The organism is Synechococcus sp. R5-12 (assembly GCF_047502655.1).
Lineage (GTDB): Bacteria > Cyanobacteriota > Cyanobacteriia > Thermostichales > Thermostichaceae > Thermostichus.
The window spans coordinates 1-11,159 of sequence record NZ_JANSIM010000243.1 but is presented as its reverse complement, the minus strand read 5'-3'; the positions used below and the strand labels follow the sequence as shown (position 1 = coordinate 11,159).

The window sequence follows — 11,159 nt, the reverse complement described above, 5'->3', positions numbered from 1 at the left end:
GCCCGCTCCGTACCGCTTAGCGGTCGGAGCCGGGTAGTTTACCTCCCACCATCCCTAGGGGGCTGGCGGCAACGAGCAAGAAATGGTGGCGATCCCTGGCCTCATCTCCCGAACAGGCTTGATAGCCTAGAGGAAGCGAGATGTGGATACCCATGTCAGATACTCCTGCGGTCTTGGTAGAGCAACTTCAAAAGCGCTACGGATCCACAGTGGCCGTGGCGGATGTCTCCTTTCAGGTGGAACCCGGCCAGATCTACGGCATTCTCGGCCCCAATGGAGCCGGCAAGACCACCACTTTGCATTGCCTCTGCACCTTGCTCCGTCCCGATGCGGGCCGGATAGAGGTGTACGGGATCCCGGCCAGCGAAAACCCCAAAGCGGTACGAGAAAAACTGGGGTTTGTCGCCCAAGAGGTGGCCTTGGATAAGGTGCTGACCGGGCGAGAATTGTTGCAGTTGCAGGCCGACCTCTACCACCTGCCGCGCCCCCTGGCCCAAGAGCGAATCGCTGCCGTCCTGGAGCTGCTGGGGCTGACCGACCGTGCCGACCAGCGCATCGGTACCTACTCCGGCGGGCTGCGCAAACGCTTGGATCTGGCGGCAGGACTGCTCCATCAACCCCAGGTGCTGGTCTTGGACGAGCCCACGGTGGGCCTGGACATTCCCAGTCGGTTGGCCATCTGGGATTTTCTGCGCCAACTCAAGAACACAGGGATCACGGTGGTGCTCAGCAGCCATTACCTGGAGGAGATCGACCTGCTGGCGGATCGGGTAGCCATCATCGACCGGGGCAAGGTGATCGCCGAGGGAACCCCAGAGGAGCTGAAAACCCGCGTCGGCGGCGAGCGCATCACCGTCAAGCTGCAGGAATTTGCCCCGGCAGAACTGGCCCAGCGGGGTGCCCAACTGCTGGGATCCCTGCCCTTTGTCCAGAAGGTGGTGATCAACAGCGCCCAGGGCAACGCCCTGAACCTGGTGGTGCAGCGGAATGGGGAGGATCCCCTCAGCCAGATCCGCGCTCACTTGCAAGCTCATGGGCTGGAGGTGTTCAGCAGCACCCAATCTCGTCCCAGCTTGGATGATGTGTATTTGGCGGCAACCGGGCAAACCCTCATGGATGCGGAGCTGGCCGCTGCCGAGGCCAATCTGGGCAAAAAGAAAAAGTAACTTCATCCCCTCATGATCGAGCCCCATTGATCCCTGTACAAAGGCATATCGAGATATTTATTGGTTGTATTGGTTGATGGATTAGATACTGCATTCATTCATCACACATTCATTGATCACAACTCTACAGGAGCTTGGGTATGACCTCTGCCTCTTCCCCGGTTCAATCTAACCCGATCCCCCTTTTGACGGCTGACTTTTGGCAGGAGACCTTCGCCCTCACGCGCCGCTTGTTTATCCAACTGCAGCGTCGCCCCACAACCTTGCTGGTTGGCATTATCCAGCCGTTGCTCTGGCTAATTTTGTTTGGGGCTTTGTTTCAGAATGCTCCTGCCGGCATTTTCGGGGCCGGACAAAACTACACCCAGTTTTTGGGGGCGGGAGTCATTGTGTTTACGGCTTTTGGTGGAGCCTTGAATGCTGGGGTGCCGGTGATTTTCGACCGAGAATTTGGCTTTTTGAACCGGCTGTTGGTGGCTCCCCTCACCTCTCGTTTTTCCATTGTTCTCGCCTCTAGCCTGTTCATCGTCAGCTTGGCGCTGCTGCAGACGGCGGTGATTGTGGGGGCAGATTACGCCCTTGGGGCCGGGATCCCCGACGGGCCAGGCTTGGCGGTGGTGGCCTTGATCGTGGGCCTGTTGGTCTTGGGCTTCACGGCCCTGAGCTTGGGCTTGGCCTTTGCCATGCCGGGGCACCAGCAATTGCTGGCTTTCATCTTTTTGGTCAACTTGCCCCTGATCTTTTCCAGCACGGCCTTGGCTCCCCTGAGCTTTATGCCCACCTGGCTGCGTTGGGTGGCCAGCCTCAACCCCCTCACCTTTGCCATCGAGCCCATTCGCCATGTCTACCGCAGCGATAGCTGGAGCTGGGCCGATGTGGTGCTGCAGGCTCCCTGGGGCGATCTCACCCTGGCGGGATCCCTGGGCCTCTTGACGGGGTTTGTCGTAGTGTCGGTTCTGCTGGTGCAGGGGGTGTTGCGCAAAAGTTTGGCCTGAGCCTCTCTGCCCAGGCTGTGCCCCTCAAAGCCATCGGCGGGAAGCGGACTTCTCCATAGCCGCCTGTGCCTGCTGCACCAGAGCCAGGGGGCTGTCCTGAGCCGGGGAGACGCTTAGAGAGGGGGTAAGGCTGCGAGCCTGCAGGGCCATGTGGAGCTGCAGTTCGGTTACGTACTCCCGCAGGCCAAGGCCGGACTCAGCAGAAGAACGGCTCGCTGCCGAGGGGTGAGATGCAGACATCATGGCAAGGAGTCCCTCGCGAAATTGCCACCGTTGCTCTGCTAAGCTATCACGCCTGCCCCTTTTCTGAAGGTTCCAAAATGTTAGCTTTGATTAAGCTTTGAAATCATTCGGCCATGGTGGTGCTCAAGGATTGGCAGCGCTCCAAGTTGGATCCCAGCGACGATGCCCTCTTCTACAGCTATCCCCGCTTTGTGACCCATGTGGATTCTGGCTTCATCGGCCAGCTCACCGATCTGTACCGCGAGCATCTGCGGCCCCAGACTCGGATTCTCGATCTGATGAGCAGTTGGGTCTCCCATTTGCCGCCTGAGATGGAGTTTGCCCATGTGGAGGGGCATGGGATGAACCCGGAGGAACTGGCGGCCAACCCCCGGCTGGATCACTTCTTCATCCAAAACTTGAACCAAAACCCAAGTCTGCCCTTCCCTGATCAATCCTTCGACGCGGTGCTGAATACGGTTTCGGTGCAGTATCTGCAGCAGCCGGAGCAGGTGTTTGCAGAGGTGTATCGCATTCTAAAGCCCCAGGGCCTGTTCATCGTCAGCTTCTCCAATCGCATGTTTTTCCAGAAGGCGATCCAGGCTTGGCGGGACAACTCCGAGGCGGGGCGGGTGGAGTTGGTCAGGCGCTATTTTGAGTCAGTGCCGGGGTTTGAGGTGGTGAAAGTGATCCAGCGGCCTGCCCCTATGGGTTGGCTGGGCTTTTGGGCAGGCGGAGGCGGGGATCCCTTCTATGCCCTGATTGGACAGCGGACGGCGGGGTAGAATTCTCCAGCTTGCCTGTGGCGTGCAGGCGGGATCCTTGGAAATATCCAACAAGACTCCAGCATCCACCAGATCTTGCAGCTGTGTTATCCTCGCTACCCTCAGAGGTCTGTCTTGTTCTCCGGTCTTTCTGACAGTTCTTCCCCACAAAACGGCAATCCTTCCCCCCTACCCATCTCGGCAATTGGGGAGGCAGGGCTGCTGCAGATCGTGCAGCGCTACTGTCCGGCCCAGGTGGTGGGGGATGATGCGGCGGTGTTGGCTGCTCCGGAGGGGCAGTTGGTGGTGACAACCGATGTGTTGGTGGAGGGAGTTCACTTCAGCGATCTGACGACCCCGGCCCATGCGGTGGGCTGGCGCGCGGTGGCCGCCAATCTATCGGATCTGGCCGCGATGGGATCCCGTCCGCAGGCGTTGGTGGTGGGTTTGGGCTTGCCGGGCTCCACACCGGTTGCTTGGGTGGAGGAGCTTTATCAAGGGATGCGGGACTGTTGCGCCCGCTGGGAATGCCAACTGGTGGGAGGGGATCTGTGTCGGTCGCCGCATCGATTTGTGGCAATCACGGCCCTGGGATCGGTGCAGCCGGGGCGGGCCATTCAGCGCAGACGGGCTCAACCCGGCGATTGGCTGGTGGTAACAGGGCCCCACGGAGATGCGCGGGCAGGCTTGGAACTGCTTCTCCATCCTGAACAGGGATCCTCAGCCACGGCAGCCGAGCGCGAGCAGTTGATCAGGGCTCACCAATACCCACGCCCGCGACTGGATCTGTTGACCCTCTTAGAAGGGATCCCGGATCCCTTGCGCATTGCCGGCATGGATACCAGCGACGGTTTGGCAGATGCCCTGGTGCAGGTGTGTCAGGCCAGTGGGGTGGAGGCGAGGATCGAGGTGGAGCGGATCCCGATTTCAAAAGCTTTGCGGCAGGCTTTCCCGGCCCAAGCCTGGGAGTGGGCGCTTTATGGGGGCGAAGATTTTGAGCTGCTCCTCAGTGCCGAGGTGTCGGTGGCCAAGCATCTGTTGGAAGAATTGCCAGGGGCCGTTTGGATTGGAGAAGTGACAGGCTGGGATCCGCAGGGAACCGTCTGGCTGAAGGACGGGCAAGCCCTCAGTCGTCAGCAAGCCTTCCAGCATTTCTAAGAGGCGTTGTGCTGCAGGATGGTCACCCAAACTGCCAACAGTTGAAGACAAATCTACTTGTGGGGGAAAACAAGCTTCAGGAAGGATTCGGTAACCTAGAAGCGGAGAGAAGTTGAGATAAGGAAGCAAATTGACCTGGAACAGCTTCAGGCAACTGCTGAGAACTCCGCAGAACTTGGATTGGAGAAGCATTGGAGACTCTACTCATGAAAGCTATCTTAACAGCAGCCCTTATTGGCCTGGCCGGGATCCCTGCGTTGGCCCCCTTGCCGAGTTCGGCTCAGCCGCTTTTTGAATTGGGTGCCTACCGTCTTGAACAGGGGACGATTATCCCGGTCGGCAGCCTGAGCAGCGAAGAGCCGCAATACTTTTACCCGGACACCGTTTATCCCCTGGAAGTGGCCGTTACTCAGAACATTTTTGACAGCCAGGGGCGCTTGGTGATCCCGGCGGGTAGCCGCGTTTTTGGACAGATGGAACCTGCACCGGGCGGATCCCGCTTTGTCGGCACTTCCATTGTTCTCGGCGGTCGTACCTACAGCCTGCGGGCTTCCTCCAACATCCTCCACGACGAAAAGGATCCCCGTCAGTATTCGGCTGAGGCCATCGCTCAGGATGCAGCCATTGGGGCAGCCGCGGGAGCCATTTTGGGGGCCATCACGGGCAGAGTATCAGTGGGCAATGTCCTGGGAGGTGCCGCGACCGGAGTGGTGGTGGGCAATGTTACCGCTCCCCAGGTGGTGGTGCTGCGCCCCGGCCAATCTTTCAATCTAACTTTGGAAGCTCCGCTGACTTTGTGAGGTGCCGTTTGGAGATTCCTCTGGGAGTGTTGAGGGTCGGCGACTTGTGATTCACTGGGGATCAGACTGCGGATCCCTGTTTTCATGGCTACTGAATCTAAGCCCACTTCCCCCCTCTCCTCCACCGAGCACAGGTTTACGGCTGGAGAGGAGAGCTTTACCTACAGAGCGCTGGCCGGTTGGCAGACCCTTTTCCAGCGGGAAAAGCCGGTGGCCGAGATCTTTCACGTCGCCTATCTAAAGCAAGACTCCGCCTCTCAGCACCGCCCTCTCACTTTTGTGTTCAACGGTGGGCCTGGGGCAGCTTCTGCCTACCTGCACATGGGAGCGCTGGGGCCCAAACGGATTTGCTTCGGGCCCAACGGCAGTTTGCCCCCCTCCCCGGTGCGGCTGGTGGACAATGCCGAAAGTTGGTTGCCCTTTTCCGACCTGGTCTTTGTCGATCCGGTGGGGACGGGGTTCAGCCGCGCCCTGCCCAAGGATTCTCAAGACCCCAAAGATTCCCGGGAGAAATCCGATCCGGCATCCAAGCCCCCTCAGCCGGATGCTAAGGCGGAGGAGCCTCCTAAGGAATCGCCCTTCTGGGATGTGGAGCGGGATTTGCAATCCTTGGGAGAATTCATTCAGGGCTTTCTTTCCCGATACAAACGCTGGCTCTCCCCCATTTTCATTGCCGGCGAGAGTTACGGTGGGTTTCGGGTGGCGCGGCTGGCCAAGGAGCTGCAATCCAAGTTTGGCGTGGGCCTGTCGGGGGCCATTCTCATCTCGCCTGCGATTGAGTTTGGGTTGCTGGAGACCAACGATTACAACCTCAGCACCTGGGCAGCCCTTTTCCCTTCCTATGTGGCCACAGCAGCCCATCATGGACGGTGTGGCTGGGGGGAGGATTTGCAGATCCTGCTGCCCAAAGCAGAACACTTTGCCCGACAACGTCTGCTGCCCCTCTTGGCCATGGGGGAGGCAATGCCAGAGGCAGAACGGCAAGCGGTGTATCAGGAAATGGCAGCAGGGATCGGCCTATCTCCAGAATATGTAGCCCACAAAGGCGGGCGGATCGATATCGCCAGTTTTGCCCGCGAGCTGTTGCGGTCGCAGCGACTGGTGCTGGGGCTCTACGATGCTTCTGTAACCACGGTGGATCCCTTTCCGGATCGGCCTACCTTCGAGGGATCCGATCCCACCTTGGATGGGATCGATCGCCTGTTCACGGCAGCCATCAACAGCCACTTGCGAGAGACCTTGCAGGTGGAAACGGAGTTGACCTATCACCTACTGAACCTGGAGGTGTTCAAGTCCTGGCGGTTCACCCCAAAAGGAGAGTTTAAGCAAGGATTCATCGGGGCAATGGACGAGCTGCGCAGCAGCATGGCCCTCAACCCCCACATGCGGGTGAGCATTCATCATGGCTTTTACGACCTGGTCACGCCCTACTTTGCCTCGAATCACCTGGTGGATTTGATGAAGTTGGATCCGCGGTTGAAGGCCAACCTCACCCTACGTCATTATCGCGGCGGACACATGTTCTACACCTGGGATCCCTCGCGATTGGAGTGGTTTACAGAAATGCGTGAGTTTTACTCGAAAACAGCTTCCAGCTCAGAGTCATAACATACTCGCCGGGCGAGGATTCTGGTTCCTGGTTTTGCAGCAGCACTTATAGTCAATTCAAATGGCAATGAGACACTAGCCGGTGCAATAGCTCCGCTAGAAAGTTCCTCTATAGCGTGCATCCTTGCCCTCTTGAAATTTAGGCCAGGACAGTGGCCCACACCCAAAACGTTGCATGCACAGGGCCATAGGGCTTTTCTCAGTAGCTCAAACGACCCTACTCCCTACAACCAGTCGCGTAGCTCTGAGCTGGGGATCTCACGGCGCTCCCCGGTAACCGTGAGAAAAATCGTGAGAAAAATAATGAGCGGTTTTGATTCCTGTCTTTCCCTCTTCTTGAGAGAGAGAACTCAGATGGGATCCCTGTGGGCTAAGGGGCTTGTTGTTGACTTTGAACAGGAGGGATCCGGCGCAAATTCAAAAGCACCATTGCGCTAAGGGGGCGCGTGTTGGCCAGTAGCCCCACGATCAGCAGCAGCCAACTGTTCAAGGTAGTATTGTCCAGCAGCCAACCCATCAACAGAGCCGATCCTGCCCCTTCGGCAACTGCCGCCAAGAGCCAAGCCCGGCCACCTTTCCAGCCCTGAGACCACAAGGCCCATTGCAGCCCACCGACGCCAACCCCCACCAGCAAACCGCGCAGCGCATCTCCCATTGCCTGCAAGACATTTTGGAGCCAGGGATCCGTCGGGTTAAAAGCAGAGGTTGCTACCCCCACCTGGGGAGCGAGGAAATCCGCCGCCGCCCAGCCCAAAGCCGTGGCCAGCAAAGTTGCAGCCACCCATCCCACCGAAACCTGCCGCCGCAACACCAGCCACTGCAGCAGCCCCATCAGCAAGCCAAGGCCGGCTCCAGCCACCGCTTCTTGTAGTGATCCCAAAGCCGCCAGCAGAGGCGCTGATGCCCCCAGCCCCAGGTAGCCGATCCCAGCCGCCCCCAAATTGGCCAAGAGCCAACTCAACGCCGACCCTTTGCCCAGGCGGGGTGCATTCAGGGGTGCATCCAACAGATGAGAGCCGGACTTGCTGTTGACATGTTCCTGCCCAACCTTCTGTTCCACCTCGCGCAGCCCCTGTTCCGCTGAAGGGTTACCCGGCTCCAGCCGCAGCACCCCTTGATAATCCATCTGGGCAAGGCCCCAATGTCCCTGCCGTTGGTGGGCCAGACCGCGGTAGAGATAGTAGCGGGCTTCGTTGGGGGCGCTCTGGATCAGCTCATTGAGCAGATGGACGGCCATCTTGTACTCGCCTGCCTCGATCAGCCTTGCCGCCCGTTGTAGCTTTTCTTCCTCGTCTGGGGCGGCTCGACCCATCGGCTGTTGGGAAGTCGGCTGGCCAAATCCGGTCGGGATCCGCTGGGGACGAACACCTGGAGATGCAGGAGATGAACTTGAGGGAACGAACGGGGCAGGAGGGGCGATCTTGTTTCCATAGACAGCCTGTAGCTGCTGGCCGAGCACTTCCATGTTGGCCGGGCGGAGGGCAGGGTCTTTCTCTAGGCACTGGAGGATGACCCTCTCCAGAGCAGCAGGGATGGGGTGGGCTAGCTTGTGGTCTTGGAAGGGGCGGGGCTTTTGAAAGTTGTGGACGTGGTACCAGCCTTGCAAGGTGTCGGTATCCGGCTCGAAGGGCAGCGCACCAGTTAACAGCTCGTACAGCACCACCCCCAGCGAGTAGATGTCGGAGCGGCCATCCAGCTTTTCTCCGCGCATTTGCTCGGGCGAGGCATAGACCATCGTGCCCAAAAAATAGCCCGTCTGCGTCAGGCCACGAGAGGTCTCCCCCATGAGCTTGGAAATGCCGAAGTCCAGGATCTTGACCCGCTCTTTCCCATCGGGCCCTTTCTGCACAAAGATGTTGCTGGGTTTAATGTCGCGGTGGATGACGCCGCGAATGGAGTGCTTGCCCAGATCCATCTGAAAGTTGTGGGCGTGGTGCAGGGCAGAGCAAATTTGCAGAGCCAAGTTCACCACTCGCTCTGGGTGCAAGGGGCCTTCCCGAGCCAGCACATAGTCCAACCCCTGGCCGCTGTAGGGTTTGGCATTCAGGTACTCCATCACCAGATAGGGCTGGTTTTGGTACAGGCCGTAAGAGCGCACCTGCACGATGTTGGGGTGCTCGCCCAACAGAGCGCTGACCCTGGCCTCATCCATGAAGCGTTGCTGCAGTTGCTGGTAGTACTCTGGGCCCATGTCCGGGGGCGGCGGGCGCAACAACTTGACGGCCACCAGCTCGTCATTGAGCTGGGTATCCACCGCCTCGAACACATTGCCGTAGCCACCCTCGCTGATGTGGCGGGTCAGCCGGTAGCGGTTGCCAATCAGTTGTCCAATCAGGCGCTGGTTCATGGAGGAGGGTGGCCAGCTGGGGAGTTTACCTATGATTCTAGTCAGCTTAGGGGCTTAAAACCTGCTGGTGAGGGATCCGCTGCCATTGCGACCCCTTTTCCACCCCAAAAGCCAGGGATCCCGCTAGGATTGGGGCATGAGTGCTCCTTCTGCAACTGCTGCTCTATCCCCTTTCTGGCTGGAGGTTACCGAGTTTGCCTTGCAGGCTACGGCCAGCGTGGGATCCCAGCTCTTGGCAGACTTTGGCCAGGCCCACCCTACGGTTCGCGCCAGCGGGACGGAGTCCTTAAAAGCCGACGGCAGCTTGGTAACCTCTTCTGACCAGTGGGCGGATCGCGCTTTTCAAGGGGCCATTGCCGCTGCCTACCCCGATCACGGTTATCTGAGCGAGGAGTCCAACCACATTTTTCCCGAGAAGGAGTGGTGTTGGGTAGTGGATCCTTTGGATGGCACCACCAATTTTGCCCGTGGGATCCCCATTTGGGGCAGCTCCTTGGCTTTGCTGCATTGGGGCGTGCCGGTGTTTGGCTGTGTCCATCTGCCGCCCATTCGCCAGACTTTTTACGGCTATTGGCCTCGGTTTCCTGAAGATGCAGCAGCAGGAGCTTTTCTCACCCGCCACGACCGGGATCCCGCCTGTCCCCAGCCAATCCGTCCTAGCACCGCCTCACCCGGCCCCAACCAATTGTTCAATTTCTGTTCCCGTAGCAGCCATTGGATTAGCCCGCAATTCCCTTGCAAAGCGCGGATGTTGGGGGGCGCTGCCTACAACCTGCTGGCGGTGGCCGGTGGCAGCCTTTTGGGGGCGGTAGAACGCTCGCCCAAGATCTGGGATGTGGCGGCAGTGTGGGCCATTGTCAAGGGGGCCGGCGCCGTTTGGGAACCCCTGAGCTGTGCCGATCCGGATCCCGGCCAGCCTCTCATTCCCGGCAAGGATTATGGCCGACTCACTTACCCCGCCCTGGTGGCAGCTCAAGCCGAGTGGATCCCCTTATTTCGCGCCTTCATCGCTCTGTAGCTTTCGTAAACGGCCTGCACGTTGTACCAGTTGAGGAAAAAAATCCGGCACAGCTCCAAGGCCAACTGCGAGCGGCCATGCCGGATCAACCAGCGCAGCAGCGGTTCCACCCGCTTCTCGTTCAGCCAGCCCCCCAGGGATAAAAGGCCCCACAGGAATTGGTGCAGGGGCGTCAGTTGGATCATCAGGCGCACGGCCCAGGTGGGGTGTTTTTGGTAAAAGAGAATACCCATGCGGCCCCGCTGCCGTTCCCGCTCAATCAATCCTGGGATCTGCTGCAGCTCAAAGGGCGGATGCCAGTGGTAGCCGGTGGCCTGGGGGCACTTGACCAGGCGCAGGCCCAAACGTTTTAGCCGCACCCCCAGCTCCAGGTCTTCCCAGCCGTAGAGGTGAAACCGCTCGTCAAAGGGGCCGGCGGGGGTTTCGCAGGCCAGCTCCAACCAATGGCGGGCAATGGCCACGTTGCCGGTGGCGAAAAAGGCTGCCGAAAAATCGGTGGGCTTGAAGGGTTCGGAGCGGGGATCCTGAAAATTGCTGGTGTTGATCACCCGCCCGTAGGTGAAGACCTTAGCCTCGTGGGGGGAGCGGGGATCCCCTGTAACGCCGTGCCGCCGCAGCATCTGGGCGTGGCTGGCCAAGAAGTGATCCACCACCACCAGGTCGCTGTCGATAAAGACGATGAGGGATCCCTGGGCGTGGCGAAACCCCAGGTTGCGGGCAGCGGCGGGGCCGCGGTGCTCCTGCTGCAACAGTTTCCACTGGGGCAAGCCAACGGGGTTGTTCTGCAGCCATTCCACTGTGCCATCGGTGGAGCCATCGTCCACCACCACCACCTCGTAGCCCTCGTAGGGGCCGGGCTGTTGCTGCGCCAAGGCCCGCAGACACTGCTCCAAAATCGGACGGCGGTTGTAGGTGGGAATGATGACGCTGATGTACACCGGGGATCCCTGGAGATGGCCGTGCAACCTTAGAGCAAAAGTTGAGCAAAACGCTTCAGGGAGGAGGGGTTCGCGCTGCCTGTTAGGCTAGAGGGCTTTTAGGAGCATGACTCTAGTCAATAATAAGCTCAACTATACTGAAA

The 11,159-nt window shown here is 59.3% G+C and carries 11 protein-coding genes; 7 read left to right on the top strand and 4 right to left on the bottom strand.

Annotated elements, in window-relative coordinates:
• Positions 1–16: 16 nt before the first annotated feature.
• On the bottom strand, positions 17–154 hold the full coding sequence (locus tag NW843_RS12445; protein ID WP_414415713.1) for a hypothetical protein: 138 nt from the start codon (positions 152–154) through the stop codon (positions 17–19).
• On the opposite strand from NW843_RS12445, the gene NW843_RS12440 reads away from it, so the two are divergent.
• Positions 153–1,166, top strand: a complete 1,014-nt coding sequence (locus tag NW843_RS12440; RefSeq protein ID WP_414380813.1) for an ATP-binding cassette domain-containing protein — start codon at positions 153–155, stop codon at positions 1,164–1,166. The genes NW843_RS12445 and NW843_RS12440 overlap by 2 nt on opposite strands.
• Positions 1,167–1,306: 140 nt before the next feature.
• Positions 1,307–2,161, top strand: coding sequence for an ABC transporter permease (locus NW843_RS12435; RefSeq protein ID WP_414356806.1), 855 nt, complete (start codon positions 1,307–1,309; stop codon positions 2,159–2,161).
• A 24-nt stretch (positions 2,162–2,185) separates the two neighbouring features.
• On the opposite strand, the gene NW843_RS12430 is transcribed toward NW843_RS12435, so the two are convergent.
• Positions 2,186–2,404: a hypothetical protein gene (locus NW843_RS12430; RefSeq protein WP_414399141.1), complete on the bottom strand. Its 219-nt coding sequence runs from the start codon at positions 2,402–2,404 to the stop codon at positions 2,186–2,188.
• A 113-nt stretch (positions 2,405–2,517) separates the two neighbouring features.
• Here NW843_RS12430 and NW843_RS12425 point away from each other — a divergent pair, with 113 nt between their 5' ends.
• From NW843_RS12425 to NW843_RS12410, 4 genes are all read left to right on the top strand, one after another.
• The gene (locus NW843_RS12425) at positions 2,518–3,168 is read left to right on the top strand and encodes a class I SAM-dependent methyltransferase (protein WP_414412519.1); all 651 of its coding nucleotides are present in this window, start codon (positions 2,518–2,520) and stop codon (positions 3,166–3,168) included.
• A gap of 114 nt (positions 3,169–3,282) precedes the next feature.
• Positions 3,283–4,305, top strand: a complete 1,023-nt coding sequence (gene thiL, locus NW843_RS12420; protein ID WP_414523092.1) for a thiamine-phosphate kinase — start codon at positions 3,283–3,285, stop codon at positions 4,303–4,305.
• 206 nt (positions 4,306–4,511) lie between these two features.
• Positions 4,512–5,105: a hypothetical protein gene (locus NW843_RS12415; protein WP_414523091.1), complete on the top strand. Its 594-nt coding sequence runs from the start codon at positions 4,512–4,514 to the stop codon at positions 5,103–5,105.
• 84 nt (positions 5,106–5,189) lie between these two features.
• Positions 5,190–6,713 carry a S10 family peptidase gene (locus NW843_RS12410; protein WP_414343926.1) on the top strand — a complete coding sequence of 508 codons (1,524 nt, stop codon included), beginning with the start codon at positions 5,190–5,192 and terminating at the stop codon, positions 6,711–6,713.
• A 370-nt stretch (positions 6,714–7,083) separates the two neighbouring features.
• Here the strand turns inward: NW843_RS12410 and NW843_RS12405 are convergent, their stop codons facing one another.
• A complete protein-coding gene (locus tag NW843_RS12405; RefSeq protein WP_414523090.1) occupies positions 7,084–9,060 on the bottom strand; it encodes a protein kinase domain-containing protein in 1,977 nt (658 codons plus the stop codon).
• 136 nt (positions 9,061–9,196) lie between these two features.
• Here NW843_RS12405 and NW843_RS12400 point away from each other — a divergent pair, with 136 nt between their 5' ends.
• The gene (locus NW843_RS12400; protein ID WP_414523089.1) at positions 9,197–10,078 is read left to right on the top strand and encodes an inositol monophosphatase family protein; all 882 of its coding nucleotides are present in this window, start codon (positions 9,197–9,199) and stop codon (positions 10,076–10,078) included.
• Here NW843_RS12400 and NW843_RS12395 read toward each other — a convergent pair.
• Entirely contained in the window at positions 10,033–11,016 is a 984-nt protein-coding gene (locus NW843_RS12395; protein ID WP_011433457.1) for a glycosyltransferase family 2 protein, read from the bottom strand. The two genes, NW843_RS12400 and NW843_RS12395, sit on opposite strands and share 46 nt — an antisense overlap.
• Positions 11,017–11,159 lie beyond the last annotated feature (143 nt).

What these genes read in the sequence shown, in the direction of transcription:
- NW843_RS12440 (WP_414380813.1), top strand. Translation starts at nt 153, where the DNA reads ATGTCAGATACTCCTGCGGTCTTGGTAGAGCAACTTCAAAAGCGCTAC.
- NW843_RS12445 (WP_414415713.1), bottom strand. Translation starts at nt 154, where the DNA reads ATGGGTATCCACATCTCGCTTCCTCTAGGCTATCAAGCCTGTTCGGGA.
- NW843_RS12435 (WP_414356806.1), top strand. Translation starts at nt 1,307, where the DNA reads ATGACCTCTGCCTCTTCCCCGGTTCAATCTAACCCGATCCCCCTTTTG.
- NW843_RS12430 (WP_414399141.1), bottom strand. Translation starts at nt 2,404, where the DNA reads ATGATGTCTGCATCTCACCCCTCGGCAGCGAGCCGTTCTTCTGCTGAG.
- NW843_RS12425 (WP_414412519.1), top strand. Translation starts at nt 2,518, where the DNA reads ATGGTGGTGCTCAAGGATTGGCAGCGCTCCAAGTTGGATCCCAGCGAC.
- NW843_RS12415 (WP_414523091.1), top strand. Translation starts at nt 4,512, where the DNA reads ATGAAAGCTATCTTAACAGCAGCCCTTATTGGCCTGGCCGGGATCCCT.
- NW843_RS12410 (WP_414343926.1), top strand. Translation starts at nt 5,190, where the DNA reads ATGGCTACTGAATCTAAGCCCACTTCCCCCCTCTCCTCCACCGAGCAC.
- NW843_RS12405 (WP_414523090.1), bottom strand. Translation starts at nt 9,060, where the DNA reads ATGAACCAGCGCCTGATTGGACAACTGATTGGCAACCGCTACCGGCTG.
- NW843_RS12400 (WP_414523089.1), top strand. Translation starts at nt 9,197, where the DNA reads ATGAGTGCTCCTTCTGCAACTGCTGCTCTATCCCCTTTCTGGCTGGAG.